General features: G+C 72.1%; 18 protein-coding genes. 14 read left to right on the top strand and 4 right to left on the bottom strand.

Annotation, left to right across the window (positions count from 1 at the left end; translation table 11 throughout):
* Positions 1–16: 16 nt before the first annotated feature.
* Positions 17–1,762, bottom strand: coding sequence for an ATP-binding protein (locus AB0F72_RS00530; protein WP_360422809.1), 1,746 nt, complete (start codon positions 1,760–1,762; stop codon positions 17–19).
* Between the two features lie 179 nt (positions 1,763–1,941).
* On the opposite strand from AB0F72_RS00530, the gene AB0F72_RS00525 reads away from it, so the two are divergent.
* Both AB0F72_RS00525 and AB0F72_RS00520 read left to right on the top strand, forming a co-directional pair.
* Positions 1,942–2,550: an RNA polymerase sigma factor gene (locus AB0F72_RS00525; RefSeq protein WP_360422807.1), complete on the top strand. Its 609-nt coding sequence runs from the start codon at positions 1,942–1,944 to the stop codon at positions 2,548–2,550.
* Positions 2,547–3,521 (top strand): CU044_5270 family protein, encoded by a 975-nt coding sequence (locus AB0F72_RS00520; protein ID WP_360422804.1) that lies wholly within the window; start codon positions 2,547–2,549, stop codon positions 3,519–3,521. Before AB0F72_RS00525 ends, AB0F72_RS00520 begins: the two co-directional genes overlap by 4 nt.
* A 23-nt stretch (positions 3,522–3,544) precedes the next feature.
* Here AB0F72_RS00520 and AB0F72_RS00515 read toward each other — a convergent pair whose 3' ends face one another.
* Positions 3,545–4,252 carry a pyrimidine reductase family protein gene (locus AB0F72_RS00515; protein ID WP_360422801.1) on the bottom strand — a complete coding sequence of 236 codons (708 nt, stop codon included), beginning with the start codon at positions 4,250–4,252 and terminating at the stop codon, positions 3,545–3,547.
* 121 nt (positions 4,253–4,373) lie between these two features.
* On the opposite strand from AB0F72_RS00515, the gene AB0F72_RS00510 reads away from it, so the two are divergent.
* Both AB0F72_RS00510 and AB0F72_RS00505 read left to right on the top strand, forming a co-directional pair.
* Complete coding sequence (locus AB0F72_RS00510) at positions 4,374–5,087, top strand: amino acid-binding protein (RefSeq protein ID WP_360422798.1); 714 nt, start codon at positions 4,374–4,376, stop codon at positions 5,085–5,087.
* A gap of 125 nt (positions 5,088–5,212) precedes the next feature.
* Positions 5,213–6,253 (top strand): GNAT family N-acetyltransferase, encoded by a 1,041-nt coding sequence (locus tag AB0F72_RS00505; RefSeq protein WP_360422795.1) that lies wholly within the window; start codon positions 5,213–5,215, stop codon positions 6,251–6,253.
* A gap of 220 nt (positions 6,254–6,473) precedes the next feature.
* On the opposite strand, the gene bioB is transcribed toward AB0F72_RS00505, so the two are convergent.
* The gene (gene bioB / locus AB0F72_RS00500; protein ID WP_360422792.1) at positions 6,474–7,469 is read right to left on the bottom strand and encodes a biotin synthase BioB; all 996 of its coding nucleotides are present in this window, start codon (positions 7,467–7,469) and stop codon (positions 6,474–6,476) included.
* Between the two features lie 85 nt (positions 7,470–7,554).
* Between bioB and AB0F72_RS00495 the strand changes: the two genes are divergently transcribed.
* The 4 genes from AB0F72_RS00495 (at position 7,555) to AB0F72_RS00480 (ending at position 11,469) form a co-directional block, all read left to right on the top strand.
* Complete coding sequence (locus AB0F72_RS00495) at positions 7,555–8,688, top strand: 8-amino-7-oxononanoate synthase (protein WP_360422789.1); 1,134 nt, start codon at positions 7,555–7,557, stop codon at positions 8,686–8,688.
* A 455-nt stretch (positions 8,689–9,143) separates the two neighbouring features.
* Positions 9,144–9,851, top strand: a complete 708-nt coding sequence (bioD, locus tag AB0F72_RS00490; RefSeq protein ID WP_360423788.1) for a dethiobiotin synthase — start codon at positions 9,144–9,146, stop codon at positions 9,849–9,851.
* Positions 9,852–9,973: 122 nt separating this feature from the next.
* On the top strand, positions 9,974–10,726 hold the full coding sequence (locus tag AB0F72_RS00485; RefSeq protein WP_360422787.1) for an ROK family protein: 753 nt from the start codon (positions 9,974–9,976) through the stop codon (positions 10,724–10,726).
* Entirely contained in the window at positions 10,726–11,469 is a 744-nt protein-coding gene (locus AB0F72_RS00480; protein WP_360422784.1) for an HAD family hydrolase, read from the top strand. Before AB0F72_RS00485 ends, AB0F72_RS00480 begins: the two co-directional genes overlap by 1 nt.
* Before the next feature lie 203 nt (positions 11,470–11,672).
* Here the strand turns inward: AB0F72_RS00480 and AB0F72_RS00475 are convergent, their stop codons facing one another.
* Entirely contained in the window at positions 11,673–12,299 is a 627-nt protein-coding gene (locus AB0F72_RS00475) for a 50S ribosomal protein L11 methyltransferase (RefSeq protein WP_360422781.1), read from the bottom strand.
* A gap of 114 nt (positions 12,300–12,413) precedes the next feature.
* On the opposite strand from AB0F72_RS00475, the gene AB0F72_RS00470 reads away from it, so the two are divergent.
* The 6 genes from AB0F72_RS00470 (at position 12,414) to AB0F72_RS00445 (ending at position 19,718) form a co-directional block, all read left to right on the top strand.
* Entirely contained in the window at positions 12,414–15,443 is a 3,030-nt protein-coding gene (locus tag AB0F72_RS00470) for an EAL domain-containing protein (RefSeq protein ID WP_360422778.1), read from the top strand.
* A gap of 401 nt (positions 15,444–15,844) precedes the next feature.
* Positions 15,845–16,192 carry an Lsr2 family protein gene (locus AB0F72_RS00465; RefSeq protein ID WP_014446911.1) on the top strand — a complete coding sequence of 116 codons (348 nt, stop codon included), beginning with the start codon at positions 15,845–15,847 and terminating at the stop codon, positions 16,190–16,192.
* 147 nt (positions 16,193–16,339) lie between these two features.
* On the top strand, positions 16,340–17,410 hold the full coding sequence (locus AB0F72_RS00460) for an NAD-dependent epimerase/dehydratase family protein (protein WP_360422775.1): 1,071 nt from the start codon (positions 16,340–16,342) through the stop codon (positions 17,408–17,410).
* Positions 17,411–17,897: 487 nt separating this feature from the next.
* Positions 17,898–18,449 (top strand): hypothetical protein, encoded by a 552-nt coding sequence (locus AB0F72_RS00455; protein WP_360422772.1) that lies wholly within the window; start codon positions 17,898–17,900, stop codon positions 18,447–18,449.
* Positions 18,450–18,630: 181 nt separating this feature from the next.
* On the top strand, positions 18,631–19,353 hold the full coding sequence (locus AB0F72_RS00450) for a HipA family kinase (RefSeq protein ID WP_360422769.1): 723 nt from the start codon (positions 18,631–18,633) through the stop codon (positions 19,351–19,353).
* A complete protein-coding gene (locus AB0F72_RS00445) occupies positions 19,350–19,718 on the top strand; it encodes a DUF3037 domain-containing protein (protein ID WP_360422767.1) in 369 nt (122 codons plus the stop codon). Before AB0F72_RS00450 ends, AB0F72_RS00445 begins: the two co-directional genes overlap by 4 nt.
* Positions 19,719–19,808: the final 90 nt, after the last annotated feature.

Raw genomic sequence — 19,808 nt, 5'->3', positions numbered from 1 at the left:
CGAAACCTTAGAACGCTCAGAAGGGGATGTCGTCGTCGGAACGGCCGCCGCCGCCCACCACGGCGAACGGGTCGGCGCCCTGGACTATCGAGCGCAGCGTCTCGGCGGGCGGCGGCCCGGACTCCGACTTGCGGGTCGCCCAGGCCGGGAACGGGAACTCGACGCAGAGCGGCACCGGGATGTCCGGCTGGTTCACGAACATCGTGCCGGGCCGGGCCAGCAGCGCGCGCTGGCGCATCGCGGGCGGCAGGAACCCGTACTCCGGCCGGGACGCCTCGGCCGGGTCGAGCCGGCCGACCACCCGGATCGCCGAGTTCGTCACGATCCGGCGTTCCACCTCGCTCGCCGTCTGCTGGGCGCCGATCAGGATCACCCCGAGCGAGCGGCCGCGCTCGGCGATGTCGAGCAGCACCTCCTTGATCGGCGAGCTGCCCTCGCGCGGCGCGTACTTGTTCAGCTCGTCGAGGACCACGAAGAGCAACGGCCGGCCGGTGCCGGACTTCTCCTTCTCCTCGAACTCGGTCTTCAGCGTCACACCGACCACGAAGCGCTGCGCCCGGTCCGGCAGGTTGTGCAGGTCCACCACGGTGACCTGGGCGCTCGCCGCCGTCTTGATCTGGTGCGGCCGGCGCGAGGCCAGGTCGCCGCGGATCAGCCGGGACAGGTCCCGCTTGCTGCCGATCAGCCGGCGGGCGAACGCGTTGACCGTACCCATGTTGACAGCGCTGCCCGCCCAGGTGGACCGGGTCTCGTCGTCGGTGAGCTGCTCGACGACGTGGTCGACCAGATCCTGGTACGACCCGATGCGCTTGCCGTCGATGCTGATGCCACCCTCGGCGGGCACCGCGTACCGGTTCAGGTGGGCGGTGACCGAGTGGACCACCATCGTGTACTGCTGGCGCTCGTCGTCGGCGTCGGCGAACACGTAGGGCAGCAGCTTGTCCGAGCAGAACTCGGCGAGCGTCCAGTAGAACGAGTCGACCCCGGTGAGCCGGCTGCTGACATCGGGCGCGCCGGACGAGTCGCCGGGCCGGGGCGGCGCGTAGACCCGGACGTCCGGGAACGGCGCCGCCGGCAGGCCGAGCAGCGCGTACGCCTCCCGGGTCCGGTCGTCGAGCTTGGTGTTCGGATGGTCGAGGAAGAGCAGGTCCTCGCCCTTCACGTTGAAGATCAGGGCACGCGCGTTGGCGCCGTCCGCGCCGAGCTGACCGGACCGGAACACCGAGTAGAGCAGGAATGTCGCGAAACTGGTCTTGGTGGCCACGCCGGAGATGCCGGAGATCGACACGTGGGCGCCCCGGGTGCCGTCGAGGAAGTCCGCGTTCAGGAAGACGGGCACACCGTCCCGGCCGGTGCCCATCGGGACCCGCCGCTCCATCCGGTCGAAGTGCAGCGCCGCGTCCCGGGCCTCGCCGCTGGCCCGGTGCACGATCGCGCCGGGCGCGGGCGGCACGTAGAGCTCCGGGTCGACCCGGGTGGTGGTGATCTCGGCAGCCTCCTGGACCATGGCCGGCAGCGTGCCGTCGGCGATGGCGAAGACGTCCGAGTCGAACTGGGCCCCCTCGTGCCGGGCGCGGACCTGGGTCACCACGCCCGCGATCGTCACCGGTTCGCGGTCCGGCAGGTCACGCTGGGTCACCACGACATCGTCGAGCTGCAGGTAGGAGCCGGGAGCCACGGCCGTCCAGAACTGCAGCGGGGTGGCGTCCGCGGTACCGAGCACCCGCCCGACCGGGGAAGTTTCGTCAGACACGGGGATCATGGTGCCTCAGGTGTACGACAAAATGCCCGTCGCGTTCGCGGTCCACAACTTCTGGTGTCCATCCACAGAGTTATGCACAAGATCTTGATCAGATGACGGAGGCGCGCCCCGGACCGAACCGATTACCCCGGATCGGTCAATGGCAATTGACGAACCCATCCGACACCGGAGAGGCGCCGATGCCGCGAACCGCCCCCGCCGCCCCGCCACACACCGGCGACGACGACGTGATCAGAAGATCGCTCGCCGAGCCGGAGACCTTTGGAACGATCTTCGACCGGCACGCCGACGACATCCACGCCTACCTGGCACGGCGGGTCGGCCGCTCCCTCGCGGAGGATCTGACGGCGGAGACCTTCCTGGTCGCCTTCCGCTCCCGGGACCGGTACGACCAGAGCCGCCCGGACGCCCGCCCCTGGCTGTACGGGATCGCCGCCAACCTGGTGCGCGGACAGCAGCGCGCCGAGGTGCGCCAGTACCGCGCCCTGGCCCGGACCGGCGTCGACCCGGCGCAGGACGGCCCGGCCGACCGGGTGTCCGCCCGCGTCACCGCCGCCGCGCACGTGCGGGCGCTGGCCGCCGTCCTGGCCGGGCTCTCGGTCCGCGAGCGCGAGGTCCTCACCCTGGTCAGCCAGACACAGCTCAGCTATCCGGAGGTGGCCCGGGCCCTGGAGATCCCGATCGGCACGGTCCGCTCCCGGCTGCACAGCGCCCGGCAGCGCATCCGCCGTGCCCTCCGCGACCACCCCGAGCTCGACCTGGATCCCACGAACGGAGCCGACGCATGAACGACCTCGACCTGATGGCCCGCTTCCGCGACGACGCCGGCTCCTTCGACGGCCCGGCCCGCGACCGGGCCCGCGCCCGCCTGATGGCGGAGGCCGGCGGGCTCACGGCAGGACGGCGCGCTCCCCGCCCGGTCGCCGGGCGGTGGGGCCGGTGGCTCGTCCCGGCAGCCGCGTTCGCGGTCCTCGTCGCGGGTGCGGGTGCGGCGGTGGTCGCGTCCCGGTCCACCGGGCCCGGCCCGAGCGACGCGCAGGCCGCCGAGGTGCTGCGCCTGGCCGCTGCCGAGGCCCGCGCGGAGCCGGTGCTCGCGGCGCGGCCGGACCAGTTCGTCTACGTCGAGTCGCTCGCGGCCTGGGCCGGCGGCGAGACAACCACCACCGGTGACCAGATCTGGCACGCGCCGGTGGCGATGGCGCGCCGGATCTGGCTCTCCGCCGACGGCAACCGCGACGGGCTGCTCCGGCAGAAGCCGGCCGACCCGGGAACAGAGCACCCGATGCCGGAGACGGCCGAACTCGCCCTGCCGGCCTGCACCGAGGAGCCGGTGCGCTCGTGTGGCGGCACGCCCGCCTACCGCCGTGACCTGCCCACCACCGTGGAGGGCATGCGGGCCCTGCTCTACGCGGACGGTGCCGACGATCACACCGCCTTCGGCCGGGTCGCCGACGTGGTGCGTGAGGCGTACGTGCCGCCCACCTCGGTGAGCGCGCTGTTCGAGGCGGCGGCCACCGTGCCGGGCGTGGTCCGGGTGCCGGAGGCCGTCGACCTGGCCGGCCGGCGGGGAGTGGCAGTGGCCCGCACCGAAGGCGCCAGCCGAACCGAGTTGATCTTCGACGCGGGCACCTACCGGTTCCTCGGGGAACGCATGGTGATCGACGAACCGGCGGCCGGCGACCCGCCGGCGGGCACCGTCATCGGGTTCACCGCTCAACTCCGCGTCGCCATCGTCGACCAGGCCGGCCAAGAGCCCTGATCAGGCGCTACCCGCGTACCCCATCAGTTCTTTCGCACGTAGCGCAGGAACAGCATGTCCTCGCGGGTGAGCACGTGCCGCAACCGCATCCGGCGCCCCGGCCCGTCCGGGCCGTGGGCGATCCGGCCGGCGCCGCCACCCACCAGGAGCGGCGCGACGGTGAGGCAGAGCTCGTCGACCAGGTCCTCGGCGATCAGCGAGCCGAGCAGACCGGGACCGCCCTCGCAGAGCAACTGGGTGGCGCCGCGCTCGTGGAGCAGCCGGACCATCGCCGGCAGATCGACCCGGTCGTCACCGAGAGCCACCACCTCGGCGACCTCGCGGAGCCGGTCGCCGGCCCGGGCCCGGGCGTGGGTGATCACTATCGGGCGGATCGGTGCGTCCGAGAAGATCAGCTGCTCCGGGTCCAGGTCGAGGCTGCCGGAGACGATCACCATGAGCGGGAACTCGGGCAGACCCGCGGCGGTCCGCCAGGCGCGCGCCGCGGGGGTGAGCCGCAACGCGTCGTAGTTCTCCGCACGGACCGTGCCGGCCGCGACGATCAGCGCGTCACAGACCATGCGCAGCGTGTCGAAGACCTCCTTGTCACCCGGGCCCTGCAACCCGGCGGAAAGTCCTTCGACGGCGACCGCACCGTCCGCACTCGTGATGAAGTTGACCCGTAGGCCCGGGTCCGGCTCGCGAGGGTAGAGCTCGGTCAGCGGGACGGGCCAGGTGTGAAGATCGGTCACGCCGGCCGACACTATCGCAGCTTGACAGGCGGGACATGGCGGTGCAACGGGTCGGAAACGCCCGGTCGGCACGCTTGTCCCAGGACGGCGGCCACCGGCCGTTCGCGACGGGAGGAGTTTCATGTTGCTGCGGGTACGAGTCACCCTGCCGGACCGTCCCGGCGCGCTCGGCCAGGTCGCACGCACGCTCGGCGTCGCCGGCGCGGACATCGTCCAGGTCGTGGTGCTGGAACGACTCGGCGGCCGGGCCGTCGACGACTTCACCGTCGTGTGGCCGGGCGCGTCCCGCGTCGAACGGCTCCTCGCCGGTCTCGCCGCCATCCCCGGCGTGCAGGTCGACGGCGTGTGGCAGGCGATAGGAGCACCGGTCAACGGCAGTCACGACGCGGAGCTGCTCGCCCAGGTCGCCGCGAATCCGGCCGACGGCCTCGCCACCCTGGTCGACGCGGTGCCCGGGCTGCTCGCCGCGGACTGGGCCGCCGCCGCGATCGTCCCGGCCGACTGGGCGGCACGCAACGGCTCCGGCGGCGCGGCCGGCGAGCCGCAGGTGGTGTACGCGAGCTGGCGCGCCCCGTCCCCGCTGCACCTGCCCGAGGTGACCCCGTTGCGGGCCCGCCCGTTCGCCGAGCCGGGTGGCGCCCGGTACGCGGTCGCCCCGTTCGGCCGCGGCGGACTGGTCCTGCTGGTGGCCCGGAGCGACGAGGGCGAGCTGCCGGCCGCCGCCTTCCACGTGACCGAGGTGGACCGGGTCGCCCAGCTGGTTCGCGCCGCCGCTGTCATCCTCGGTGACCGGCTGGACGCGGTGACCACGCGCGCGCATCTCGACGTGGTGTGACGACCGTGACGGGCTGTGATCGTTCTAACCCGGAAATCGCGTTTGAGGCAACACTCGGGTAACAACGCCGGGGCACCCTTGAGTACGGACAACGAGTGACTGACGCGCCGAGAGGAGTGCCCCGCATGGCGTTGTGGCGAATTCGAGCCACGGTCGACGACCGGCCCGGCTACCTTTCCGTGCTGACCGCGAGCCTGGCTCTGCGATCGGTCAACATCCTCGCGGTCCAGGTGCACACCACCGAGGAGGGCGCGGTCGACGACTTCCTCGTCGACGCGCCGGACACGCTGGCCGAGTCGGACATCATGGCCGCCGTGCTCAAGGGGCGCGGCCGCGACGCGTTCGTGAGCAGGGCCGAGGCGCAGGGTTTGGCCGACCAGCCGACCCGGGCGCTGATGCTGGCCGGCCGCCTGGTGCACGAGCCAGACACGCTCGGCGAGACGCTCGTGGCGCTGCTCGACGCGACCGAGGTGCGGTGGCGTCCGAGCGGCGGCTCGCACGGTGAGCAGCCCGGCTTCCACGGCGGGCGGATGACGCTGGCCGACCCGGCCGGCGGGACGTACGAGGTGCTCCGCGCCCTGCCCGCCTTCACCCCCGCCGAGTACGCCCGGGCGCAGGCCCTGGTCGAGATCGCCGGCGCGGTGGTGCGGCAACGGCACGAGCACGTCACGCTGCTGCTGGCCGACGGCGCCGAACTGGTGGTGCGACCGGCCACGAAGGACGACCTGGCCGCCGTCCGGGACCTGCACGAGACCTGTTCACCGGCCACGCTGCGCGACAGGTACCTGGGTGGCGCGGTTCCCCGGGACGCCCGGATGCGTCAGCTGCTCGAACCGGCCGGCGGCGTGACGCTCGTCGCGACGAGCCCGGCCGGCACCGTGATCGCGATGGCGAACCTGGTGACCGAGGGTGACCTCGGCGAGGTGGCGCTGCTGGTCGAGGACGGCTGGCAGCGGCGTGGCCTCGGCACGGCTCTGCTGCGCCGGCTGCACGCCCACGCCGAGCGTTCCGGCTTCGCGGCGATCGTCGCGCACACCGGCGCGGAGAACGTGGCGATGCTGCGCACGCTGCGGCGGGTCGGCGCCGGCTCGATCGAGCGCGACGGCTCGCTGGTCAGCGTGACGATGCCCGCGGCCGGGAAGAAGGCTCCTGCCACCTTCGGGTGACGGGTGAGAGGGGTGACGGGGAGTCCGGTTCGGACTCCCCGTCACCCATGGGTAATCCCATGCTCCACGCACCTCGCGGTCCAGCCGGTCGGGACGACCTGGACCTTCATGCGGCGGCGGCACTCCGGGCAGAAGCGCGGCGGCTCCAACCGGCGGGCGGCCGCACAGGCCTCGTGGTCGCCCTCCGCGGCCGGGAGCCCGCAGCGGTCGCAGTACATCGTCAGAACGTCGCGGACAGCGACTTGACCGGCATCTTCAGGTCCTGCAGCAGCTCGAGGTCGGCGGTGGCAGGCCGGCCCAGGGTGGTCAGGTAGTTGCCGACGATCACCGCGTTGATGCCGCCGAGCAGGCCGTCACGCGTACCCAGATCGCCCAGGGTGATCTCGCGGCCGCCGGCGTACCGCAGGATGGTCCTCGGCATCGCCAGCCGGAAGGCGGCGATCGCGCGCAGCGCGTCCTTGCCCTCCACCACCGGGCGGTCGCCCAGCGGCGTCCCCGGACGGGGGTTGAGGAAGTTCAGCGGGACCTCGTGCGGGTCCAGCTCGGCCAGTTGCGCCGCGAACTCGGCACGCTGCTCGACCGTCTCCCCCAGACCCAGGATGCCGCCGCAGCAGACCTCCATGCCGGAGTCGCGCACCATCTTCAGCGTGCTCCAGCGCTCCTCCCACGAGTGGGTGGTCACCACGTTCGGGAAGTAGGACTCGCAGGTCTCCAGGTTGTGGTTGTAGCGGTGCACGCCCATCTCGACCAGCTCGTCGACCTGCTCCTGGGTGAGCATGCCGAGGCTCGCGGCGACCTGGATGTCGACCGCTTCCTTGATCGCTTTGACGCCGGCCCGCATCTGCTCCATGAGCCGCTTGTCCGGCCCGCGGACGGCGGCCACGATGCAGAACTCGGTGGCGCCGGTGGCCGCTGTCTGTTTCGCCGCCTCCACTAGAGAGGGAATGTCCAGCCAGACCGCGCGTACGGGAGATGCGAAAAGTCCCGACTGGGAACAGAAGTGACAGTCCTCGGGGCAGCCGCCGGTCTTCAGCGAGACGATGCCCTCGACCTCGACCTCGGGGCCGCACCATTTCATCCGCACGTCGTGTGCCAGCTGCAACAACGCCGGCAGATCCGGGTCGGGCAGGCGGAGCACCTCGAGGATCTCCGCCTCGGAGAGGCCGATGCCGTCGTCGAGAACCTTGGTCCGGGCGCGGTCGAGGATGTCGGGCATGCCCGTACCCTACAGAGTTCCCGGCCCGGACAGGACTGTCGGTGGTGGGTGGTAGTTTCCGGTTCTCGTGATCTCTGGGGGTGTCTTGACCGGCTGGTTGGAGGCGATCGATCGCCTGGCCCGCGAGCGGGCCAAGGCGGGGCTCACCCGTCAGCTGCGCCCCCGGGCCGCCGGTGACGGCGTCGTCGACCTCGCCGGAAACGACTATCTGGGTCTGTCCGTTCACCCGGAGGTGGTGGCCGCCGCCGGCGCCGCGCTGAGCTCCTTCGGGCTGGGCGCGACAGGTTCCCGGCTGGTCCGCGGCACCACCGGCGCGCACACCGAGCTGGAGTCCGCACTGGCCGGTTGGCTCGGCGCGGAGAGCGCGCTGGTCTTCTCCTCGGGCTACCTGGCGAACCTCGCGGTGGTCCGGGCCGTCGGCGCGGTCTGCGACCTGGTCGTGTCGGACGCCTACAACCACGCCTCGCTCATCGACGGCTGCAAGATCTCCGGGATCCGGACCGCTGTCGCGCCGCACAACGACCCGGCGGCCGTCGCCGCCCTGCTCGACGCCCATCCCGGCCGCGCCGCGGTGGTCACCGAGTCGGTCTTCTCGGTCGACGGCGACCTCGCCCCGCTCGCCGCGCTGCACGAGGTGACCTCGGCGCGCGGCGCGCTGCTGATCGTCGACGACGCGCACGCGCTCGGCCTGCTCGGTCACCGGGGCGCCGGCGGGGTGGCCGCGGCCGGCCTGGCCGGCCGGCCGGACGTGCTGGTCACGGCCACGCTCTCCAAGGCCCTCGGCGGCGCCGGCGGCGTGGTGGCCGGTCCGGCCGCCGTCATCCGGCACCTGGTCGACACCGGGCGCACGTTCATCTACGACACCGCGCCGCCGCCGGCCGTGGTCGCCGGCGTGCTGGCCGCCGTGCGGGTGGCCCGCGACGCCGACGACCGCCGTGCCGTGCTCGCCCGGCGCGGCACGGAGATCGCCGCCCGGCTGCGGTCCGCCGGCTACCCCGTGCCCGATCCGGCGGCCGGGGTGCTGTCCGTGCCGGCGCCCGGCCCGGAAGCGGCCGTCGCGTGGGCCGCCGACTGCCGCGACCGTGGCGTCGCGGTGGGCTGCTTCCGGCCACCCTCGACGCCGGACGGCAGCTCACGCCTCCGGCTGACCTTGAACGCGGGCGTCGACGGGGCGGATTTCGCCCGCGCCCTGACCGTGATCGTGGAGTGCGCACCATGACCGCCGATCCCCCTTCGGGCACCTACTACTCCGGGATCTCGCTGGCTCCCCCGCCACGCGGGCGCAGCGGCGGGCACGGGCTGCCGGTCGGCGTGCCACCGCGCCGGCGAATCACCGACGATCCGCTCCAGGCGCACGGCGGCGGGCACCGCGCCGGGCACCCGGCCGGGGCGCCGGTGAGCGGCGCGCCACGGGACGGCGCTCCCGCCGTACCCTCGCCAATCGCCACCGCGCCGCCCGCCGAGCCGGAAGCGGACCCGCCGGCCCTGCCGGTGGAAGATCCGGGCGGAAGCCCGGCGGGAATCCCGGCCGAGCCGCTCACCGACGCCGAGGTCGACGGCGAGGCCCTGGTCGCCGAGATCGACAACGAGCTCGCCGCACAATCCGGCGAAAGCCCGCAGAACGGTGAGCCGCAACCCGCCCCGGCCCGGGCGGAACCGCACGAGTGGCGCGGGATCATCCTGGTCACCGGCACCGACACCGAGGTCGGCAAGACCATCGCCACCGCCGCGATGGCCGCCGCGGCCCGGGCCGCGGGCCTCCGGGTCGCCGTGATCAAACCCGGTCAGACCGGCGTCGCCACCGGTGCGCCGACCGACGCTGAGGTGATCAGCCGGCTGGCCGGTCCGGAAACCGTGCGCACCCTGGCCGAGTACCCGGAGCCGCTGGCGCCGCTGGCCGCCGCGAAAGTCGCCGGCCAGCCCGCGCTGGACCTGTTCGAAACGGTCGACGCGATCCGTGCCGAGGCCGAGAAACACGATCTGGTGCTGGTCGAGGGCGCCGGCGGGCTGCTCGTGCCGATGGGACTGCGGCCGTCCGGCGAGCAGTGGACCTTCGCCGACCTGGCCACCACGCTGGGCGCCAACGTGATCGTGGTGGCGCGCGCCGGGCTCGGCACCCTCAACCACACCGCGCTGACCCTGGAGGCGCTGCACCGGCGCGGCGTCTACGCCCGGGTGATCCTCGGCGCCTGGCCGCACGAGCCGGAGCTGGTGCACTGGGCCAACCTGGGCGAACTCGTCCCGCACCTGGTCGGCGCCCTCCCGTCGGACGCCGGATCGATGGACCCCGGCGTGTTCCGCAGATCGGCGCCGGGCTGGCTGACACCGGCCCTGCACGGCGTCCTGGACAACTGGCGCGTCTGGGCGGAGGAGGCCGGATGAGGGTCTGCCGACCCTGCTTCGCAGGGCTGCGGCGCGGCCCCGGGAAGTAGGCACGACAGACCCTGCGACGCGCCCGTCACAATTGTTGTGTCCGGGAGGTGGTCGACATGCACACTGGCCGCGTGGCTTTCACCCTGACGATCGACTGTGGCGGCGGCGGCATCAAGGGCTCGGTCCTCGACGAGGCCGGCACGATGCGGGCACACCCGATCCGGGTCCCGACCCCGTACCCGTTGCCTCCCGAGCTCTTCGTCAAGACTCTGGTGAGTCTCGGCGAACAGCTGCCGAGCGCCGACCGCGTCACCGTGGGCATGCCCGGCATGATCCGGCACGGCGTGGTGGTGGCGACCCCGCACTACGTGACCCGCAGCGGCCCGCGGACCAAGGTGGACCCGGAGCTGTTCGAGGCGTGGCGGGGGTTCGACGCGCGGACCGCCCTCGCCGACGCGTTCGGGCTGCCCACGCTGGTGCTCAACGACGCCGAGGTGCACGGCGCGGGGGTGGTCGCGGGCACCGGCTGCGAGCTGGTGCTGACCCTCGGGACCGGGCTGGGCTGCGCCCTCTTCGACGGCGGTGAGCTGGCGCCGCACCTGGAGATGTCGCAGGCGCCGGTGCGCTGGGGGATGTCATACGACACGTACATCGGCGAGCACGAGCGCCGCCGCCTCGGTGACGCCCTCTGGTCGCGCCGGGTCCGCAACGTGATCGAGGGCCTGCGGCCGGTCTTCCTCTGGGACCGGGTCTATCTGGGCGGTGGCAACAGCCGCCTGATCACCGCCACGCAGCTGGCCCGGATGGGTGACGATGTGGTCGTCGTGCCGAACACCGCGGGCATCGTCGGCGGTGTCCGTGCCTGGACCCTTGGCCAGCGCTGATGCCGGGCGCGGTGCTGTTCGACTTCGGCGGGGTGCTGGCGGATTCCCCGCCGCAGCGCGCCGCACCGCCGGAGCTCGTGCTCCGCGTCTTCAACGTGATCAAGAGCGCGCTCACGCCCGGCGAGATCCAGCGTTCGCTCACGGCGGGCGCCGAGGCCTACGCCCGGTGGCGTGACGAGGACTGGCCGGACGAACTGCCCCAGGCCGAGGTCTGGGAACGCTTCGTGATCGGTGACTGGCCGGCCGAGGCGCAGGCACGGGTGCGAGCCGCCGTGCCGCGTCTCAGCTACGACTGGGCCTGGCGGGACGGCTGGCATCTGCGACCGGGCATCCCGGAGGTGCTGGCGGCCCTGGCCGGCCGTGGCATCCCGATGGCGGTCGTCAGCAACACGCTCTCCGGCGCCGCCCATCGCGACTTCCTGGACAAGAACGGTGTCGGGCGCCTCTTCGCGGCGCAGATCTACAGCGACGAGGCGGGCGTCCGCAAACCCAACCCGCAGATGATCTGGAACGCCACGGACAGCCTCGGCGTCTCCCCCGCGGACTGCTGGTTCATCGGCGACAGCCGCCGCCGCGACGTGCTCTGCGCCCGCCGCGCCGACATCGGCCGGGCCATCCTGATGATCTCCAGCCGGACCGCTCGCGAGGACCCGAACGGCTGGCCGGAACCGGACACCGAGATCCAAGACGGATTCGGCCTGCTTGCGCTTCTTCGAGGGTACGAGTCCGGCCCGGTGCCCTGACGCCCCGGCGGACCGGCCAGGCGCGGCCTCCCGGCCGTCCCCCGCCGCCGGCTCATGAGATCCCCTTACCGCGTGTGGATTTCGGGCGCGCTCCGCACCTCAACTCCACACGCAGCGCGGAAGCCCGGCCCGCGTGTGGATTTCAGGCGCGCTCCGCACCTCAACTCCACACGCAGCGCGGAAGCCCGGCCCGCGTGTGGACTTCAGGTGACCTGCCAGACCGTGGTGCGGCGGATCGCCACGCTCTCCAGCGCCTCGGAGACCGGCACGTCGTAGACGGCTCGCCGGATCAGGCCCTCCGGCAGATAGGCCCGCCCCGGATCGCCGACCAGCACGAGCGAGCCCCGCCCGGCCGCCCGGCGCAGGAACGGCAGCACCCGCCCGGCCATCTCGCGGCTGTAGAAGACGTCGCCGGCCAGCACCACCCCGTACTTGTCGTCGCTGTCCAGCAGGTCCGCCTCCACGGTCTCGATCGTGACGTCGTTGGCCGCCGCGTTGGCCGCGGCCGCCGCCAGTGAGAACGGATCGATGTCGTTCGCGGTCACCGGCGCCGCGCCGGCCCGGGCCGCGGCGACCGCCACCAGGCCGGAACCGGTGGCCAGGTCGAGCACGCTGCGCCCGGCGACCAGATCCGGGTCGTCCAGCACGTGCCGGGCCAGGGCCTGCCCACCCGCCCAGGCGAACGCCCAGAACGGCGGCGGCTGCGACGAACCACCCGCCTCGGTGGCCTCCCAGAGCGCGATCGGCTCCTCGGCCTGCCACAGCGAGATCTCGGGGAGGAAGGGGACCGGCGCGAGCCTGGTGTGGGCGTGAAGGAACTCCGATAGCACCTCCCGATTGTGCCGCTATCGCTCAGTCTCGCGGCGATCGGGCCGATCAGGCCGACAAAGCCGTTCGCAGATCGGGCCGGCAAGCCGTTCGCAGGGCCGCTCGAAGGGAGCAGGATGCCGAGCAGGTGGTCCGCCGCCCTCTTCGGCGCCTGGATGGCGCTCCTCGCCGTGGTTCTGGTGCTGGAACCCGGACTGCAGAGCCCGGTACGCCTGCTCGCCGGCGCGTCCGCGGTCGCCGCCGTGGTCACCGGGGTGCACGGCCGCCAGCCCGACGACACCCGTCCCTGGTGGTTGCTCGCCGTGTCGGTCGGTCTGTCGGCGGCCGGCGGCGGGGCGTCCACGGCGCCCTCGTTCCTCACCGACCGGCTGGTCTGGCTGGAGCCGGCCGGGACCGTGCTGCTGCTCGTCGCGTACCTGCTGCTGGCTGTCGCTCTCGGCCTCTTCGTCCGCCGCCGCACCGAGTCGGCGCGGGACCGGGCCGGCCTGCTCGACGCGCTCACCGTCACCGCCGGGGTGGCGCTGCTGATCTGGACGTTCGTGGTCGGGCCCCGCTTCGACGGCGCCACCGCCGACACCTGGGAAGATTTGGCCATACCCTTCGCGGACCTGCTCTGCCTGGGCTTCCTGATCCGGCTGGCGACCATGCCGGGCAGGCTCGTGGCGCCCGGGCACTGCCTGGGGGCCGGCGTGTTCGCGATGCTCGTCGCCGATGTCGCCCGGCAGCCGGCCGTCGGACACCTGGCGTTCTCCACGGCGGCCGGGCTGGCCGCGCTGATCCCGTCGATGGCCGAGCTGACCCGCCCCGGCGAGAAACCGCCGGTCGAGACGAGCCGGGGGCGGCTCGCGCTGCTCGCGGTGGCCGCCCTGGTCGCGCCGACCGTGCTGCTGCTCAAGATGTACCGGGACAGCCAGGTGGCCGGCCTGACCGTGGTGGCCGCGCTGAGCATGCTGATGCTGCTGCTGGTGCTGGCCCGGATGGCCGGGATCATGACGAGTCACGGGCAGGTGATGGCACGGGAGCGCGGCCTGCGGGAGGCGTCCGCGGCCCTCGTCTCGGCCGCCGACACCGAATCGGTCGGCCTCGCGGTGCGTACCGCGGTGGCCCAGCTCATCCCCGGCGACGCGCCGCACGGCGTGGTCCTCGCGGTGACGATCGTGCAGGCAGAGCCGCAGTCGCCGGAAGCCGCCGCGCAGGCCGCCGTGGACCGGGCGACGGGTACGGCCGCGCGCCTGGTCTCCACCCGTGACGTGGACTGGGCCGTCGCGGTGCGCCTCAGCCAGTTCAACAAGACGCTGCGCTGCCCGATGGTGCTCAAGGACCGGCCGACCGGCGACCCGCTGCTCGGCGTGCTGCACGTCGGCGCGCCGACCTGGGCTCTGCTGGAGCTGCAACACTCGGTGGAGGTGCTCGCCGGTCAGGTCGCGCTGGCCCTGGAACGGATCGCGCTGAGCCAGGAGGTGGCCCGGCGCAACAGCGAGACCTACTTCCGCACGCTGATCCAGAACACCGCCGACGTCATCATGATCATCGACGAGCGGGACCGGATCCGGTACGCGAGCCCGTCCGCGGTCGGCGTCTTCGGCGGCGACCCGACCGGCGCCCTGCTTCCCGAGGTGATCCACCCCGGCGAGCGGGACCGGCTGTCCGAGGTGCTGACCGCGGTCCGCGGCGGCGACCAGTTGCAGCAGCAGCTCGACTTCCGGGCACGGGGCAACCGCCGTACCGAGGTGTTGCTCGAACTGCACTGCCGGGACCTGCGCGCGGAGCCGACAGTGGCCGGGCTGGTCGTCACGATGCGCGACGTCACCGAGCAGCGGCAACTCGAACGCGAGCTCACCCATCAGGCGTTCCACGACGCGATGACCGGGCTGGCGAACCGGGTGCTCTTCAACGACCGGCTCACGCACGCCCTCGCTCGCAGCGCCCGGGACGGCTCGGTGGTCGGCGTGCTCTTCATCGACCTGGACGACTTCAAGATCGTCAACGACACGCTCGGCCACGCCGTCGGCGACCAGCTGCTGATCGCCGTCGCGCACCGGATCGCCGGGGCGCTGCGGGCCGACGACACCGCGGCCCGGCTCGGCGGCGACGAGTTCGCCGCCTTGGTCGAGAACGTCAACGACCGGGGCGCCGTCGAGGAGACCGCCAACCGGATCTTCGAGGCCTTCGCCCAGCCGGTCGAGACCGACGCCAAACCCCTCTATCCGGCGGCGAGCATCGGCATCACCACGACACCCGAGGCGAACGACGCCGACGAGCTTCTCCGCCAGGCCGACCTCGCGCTCTACGTGGCGAAGGGCGCCGGCAAGAACCAGTGGCGCCGCTACCAGGCGCACCTGCACGCCGAGATGGTCGAGCGCCTGGAACTGCGCTCGGCGCTCGACCACGCCGTCAACGAGGGCCACTTCCTGCTGCACTACCAGCCGATCGTGGACCTGGCCGCCGGCACGGCTGTCGGTTTCGAGGCGCTGGTCCGCTGGCACCACCCGCGCCGGGGCATCGTCACGCCGGATCAGTTCATCGAGGTCGCTGAGGAGAGCGGCCTGATCCTGCCGATGGGCCGGTGGGTGCTCGAGGAGGCGCTGCGGACGGTCGCCGAGTGGCGCCGGATCCTGCCGGTCGGGCAGGCGCCGTACATGAGCGTGAACGTGTCGGTCCGGCAGTTCCGGGAGTCCGGATTCGTCGATCAGGTGCGCACCGCGCTGAAACACACCGGGGTTCCGGCGAACAGCCTGATGCTGGAGATCACCGAGTCCCTGCTGGTGAAGGACGACGAGCAGATCTGGACCGATCTCGGCGTTCTGCGGGACATGGGCATCCGGATCGCCATCGACGACTTCGGCACCGGTTACTCGTCGCTCGGCTACCTCCGCCAGCGCCCGATCGACGTCGTGAAGATCGACAAGATGTTCATCGATGACATGGTCACCAGCCAGCAGCCGATGGCTCTGGTCAGCGGAATCGTCGACCTCGCGCAATCACAGGGCCTTCTGGTGGTGGCCGAGGGAATCGAGCACCTCGCGCACCGGGATCTGCTCGTGAAGATGGGGTGCCCGCTGGGGCAGGGCTATCTGTTCAGCAGTCCGCTCGGGCCGACCGAGGTGCTGGCCTGGCTCCGCAACACCCAGTCGGTAGCCGTCTGACCGGCGCGTTCTGGGTACGCTGCCACTTCAGCCGAAAGCTCCAAGATCAAATCCTGGGTCCGGAAATCCGGGGCTCGGGAACCTGGGCCCGGGAACCCGGGTCCGAGAATCCTGGAGCCGGGAAATTAAATGGACGAACCGCCCCGGCACCGGAGGATCGGCGACGAGGCGGCTCGGGTCTATGAGCAGGCGCCCGCACAGGTTCCCATCGACACCCCTGGAACCCTGGGAGCGCTCCCACAGCGAACGTACCGCACATTCCCGGCCAGGAAAAGAGCCCTCCCCATTGCGACATGCCAGAACGGGCAATTTGCACTCGATACCGCGTGCGAGACAGAATGAATGCGACGACGACGATTCGCTGTCCACCCGAATGACTTCGCTACAGGAGCGACGACCACATGGCCAAGCAGGTAATTACTCTTCTCACCGACGACCTTGACGGCGGTGAGGCCGACCGCACCGTCGAATTCGGGCTGGATGGCGTGAACTACACCATCGATCTGTCCGAGAAGAACGCCGGCAAGCTGCGCAAATCCCTCGAGCCGTTCCTCTCCGCGGCCACCCGTCTGGGCCGGGCGGGTGTTGTTCCGTCCACCGCCCGCCGTGCCGCCCCGGCCAGTTCCAGCCGATCGAGCCGCGATCAGAACCAGGCCATTCGCGAGTGGGCCAACAAGAACGGGCACCCGGTCTCGGAGCGCGGCCGCATCCCGAGCCACATCGTGGAGGCGTACCACAACAAGCGCTGACGCAAAGGTGGCGCCGCCGGGTGCGGCGCCACCTTTCCGGCCCGGCCAGACCGTTTGACGCCGACTCTGCCCCGGCCAGACCCTTTGACACCGGCCGATTACTGCTGAAACCTGGTTCAACCCGCTCTGACGGGGTACGCGAAACACATGCGTGTAGTCATCGTGGGTGCCAGCGGCAACGCCGGAACCGCCCTGCTGCGCCGGCTCCGGACCGAACCCGGCATCGAGGCCGTCGGTATCTGCCGACGGCTTCCGGAGCAAACGGACCCCGGCGTCGAATGGCATTCGGTGGACGTGGGGCACGACTCCGCCACCGAACTCCTCACGCCGATCTTCGAGACCGCGGACGCCGTGGTGAACCTGGCCTGGCAGATCCAGCCGAGCCATGACCAGCGCCGGCTCTACCGGACGAACGTGCTGGGCAGCCGGGCGATCTTCCGGGCGGTGCTGCGTGCCGGTGTGCCGTCGCTGGTCCAGGCGTCGTCGGTCGGCGTCTACTCACCCGGACCGAAGCACGCGTTCGTCACCGAGGACTGGCGGCGCACCGGCGTGCTGGAATCGTCGTACAGCCGGCACAAGGCGCTCGTGGAACGCATGCTCGACGAGATCGAGTCGGACCATCCCACCCTGCGGGTGGTCCGCGTGCGCCCCGGCCTGATCTTCCAGCGGGACGCCGGCACCGAGATCGGCCGCTACTTCGCCGGCCCGCTGCTCCCCGCCCGCCTGCTCCGCTTCGGCTGGATCCCACTGCTCCCCGCCCACCCGAACCTGCGGATGCAGGCGGTCCACGCCGACGACGTGGCCGAGGCCTACCTGTCGATCATCTCGTCCGACGTCCACGGCGCCTTCAACCTCGCGGCCGGCCCGGTCCTCGACCCGGACTCGGCGGCGCGCGCCTTCCGCAGCCTGCCCGTTCCGGTTCCCGGTGTCGCCCTGGAGGGCGCCGCCGCGCTGAGCTGGTGGCTGCGCCTGCAACCGGTGGACCGCGGCTGGGTGCGCCTGGCACTGAAGGCCCCGCTGATGAGCTGCGACCGCGCCGCCTCCGAACTGGGCTGGCGCCCGCGCATCGACGCCCTCTCGGCGTTGCGCGAGCTGGTCGCCGGACTCGCCGGCCGCGCACACACGGAAAGCCCGCCGCTGCGCGCCGACCCCGACCTCCCCGGGCGGATGGGCGGCCTCCTGCGCGGGCGCCTGCCCGGCACGGGAAACCCTTACTGACGGGTACGCCCTCAAGCCCTCCACCCGCTGACCCGCGTGTGAATTTCAGGCGCGGACCACACCCCCATTCCACACGCAGCAGTGCTCCCACCCTGCGTGTGAACTTCAGGCACCCAGCGCACCCCAATTCCACACGCAGCCGTACTCCCACCCTGCGTGTGAACTTCAGGCACCCAGCGCACCCCAATTCCACACGCAGCCGTACTCCCACCCTGCGTGTGAACTTCAGGCGCGCAGCGCACCCCAATTCCACACGCGTCGGGGCTCCACGCCTGCGTGTGGAATTCGGGTTCGGAGCGCTGTGCTCGAGCCTTCGATTGCGGCCGTCCTCCGGCGATTTTTCGGCATTTAAGCGACTCGCTCCGTGCGCACACCGTCATTGACGAGCGCTCCACCATGCGCGGCTTCGCTCAGGGTGAACACCACTGGCGGCTTGCTGTCGCAACGGTGTAAGCATGTAATCACGTAAGTTGCTGAGGAGGCTGGCATGCGTATTCGAATGAACCCACCCGGAGGACGTACCGAGCCGCCGAACGCGGACGATGCTCCCGCCTGGATCACCGGCGCTATTCCGGACGGGTGGTTCACCGAGCCGCCCGAGGTGATCGTGGACCGCGACGAGATCATCATCTGGGGACGGCTGCCGCAGCCCGAGATGACCGCCGAGGCGACCGACGCTGACCGGTCCGCCGGGCAGGCGGGGCGGATCGCCCAGTTCCGGGAGGACACCCGGGACGCCCGGATCCGGGTCGCCCGGCAGGTGGAGCACCGCTACCAGCGCAAGGTCGCGTGGGGCGCCCGCTGCGGCGACACGTCAGAACTGTTCACCCACCTGTCCGCGCCGGTGATGACCCGGCTACGCCAGCCGGAACGCCAGGTTCTCGACACGCTGGTGGACGCTGGCGTGGCACGTTCCCGCTCGGAGGCGCTGGCCTGGTGCGTCAAGCTGGTCGGCCGCCACACCGAGGATTGGCTCAGCGACCTGCGAAACGCGATGACCCGCGTCGACGAGCTACGCCGGCAGGGTCCCGAAGCCTGACAGCCGCCGCCCGGCAGGTTTGACGCCCGGCGGCGGGAGAGCAGCGCGCCCCGGCGGCGGAAGAGCGGCACGCCCGGCGGGCGGGAGAGCGGCGCGCCCGGCGGGCGGGAGAGCGGCGCGCCCAGGCCGCCGGAGGCGGGGCGCGCGCCGGCGGGCCGAGGCCGGCCGTAGGGTTGGCGGCGTGCTTCGTGAGGTCACTGCTATTCGGTATGTCACTCCGTTACGCGAGGGCGGCTCCCTCCCCGGCGTCGTCGAGGCGGATGACCTCGGCACCTACGTGGTCAAGTTTCGTGGGGCCGGGCAGGGACCCAAGGCGCTCGTCGCTGAGGTGATCTCCGGGGAGTTGGCTCGGCGGCTCGGGCTGCCGGTTCCGGATCTGGCGAGGGTGGAGCTCGATCCGGTGGTGGCGCGCGCCGAGCCTGACGAAGAGGTCCAGGAGCTGATCAAGGCGAGCGCCGGCAGCAATCTCGGCATGGATTTCCTGCCCGGCTCGCTCGGTTACGACCCCAACGCGCACCCGGTCGAGCCGGGACTGGCCAGCCGGGTGGTGGCCTTCGACGCGTTCGTGGAGAACGTCGACCGCAGCTGGCGCAATCCGAACCTTCTCATCTGGCACGGCGGTCTCTGGCTCATCGATCATGGAGCCACCCTCTATTTCCACCACAACTGGGCACGGGCAGCGGCTGTCGTGCACCGGCCGTACCGCTGGGACGACCACGTGCTCAAGCAGTTCGCCACCGAGCTGGCGACCGAGGGCCCGCGGCTGGCCGAGCGGATCACCCCGGAGTTGCTGACCGAGGTGCTGGCGCTGGTGCCGGACGAGTGGCTGGAGGACGGCGACCGGAAGGCGTACCTCGACCACCTTTCCCAGCGCGCCGCGCAGCCGGAGGCGTGGCTGCCGTGAAGGTCCCTTACGAGTACGCCGTCATCCAGGCCGTCCCGCGGATCGAGCGCGGCGAGCTGATCAACGTCGGGGTCGTGTTGTACTGCCAGCGCCACGATTACCTGGACGCCCGCACCCATCTGGACCCCGACCGGCTGCGAGCGCTGGACCCGGCCGCCGACGTGCCGGCGATCAGCGCCGCCCTGGCCGCGTGGGGCCGGACCTGCGCGGGTGGCGGGCCGTCGGCCGGTATGAAACTGGGCGAACGGTTCCGCTGGCTCGTCGCGCCGCGCAGCACGATCCTGCGGGCCGGCCCGGTCCACATGGGTCTCGCCGAGGACCCGGCCGCCGAGCTGGAAAGGCTCACCGCGCTGCTGGTGCGCTGACCCGACGCGCCGGCCGTGACCGCGCAGCAAGGCACGCCGGCCCGCACCGCGCAGAGAAGCACGCCGCCCGTGACCCCGGCGAGGAAGCGC

It is taken from the genome of Actinoplanes sp. NPDC023936 (genome assembly GCF_040639325.1).
GTDB lineage: Bacteria > Actinomycetota > Actinomycetes > Mycobacteriales > Micromonosporaceae > Actinoplanes.
The sequence above is the reverse complement of the archived record's forward strand: the minus strand, read 5'-3'. Positions and strand labels throughout refer to the sequence as shown.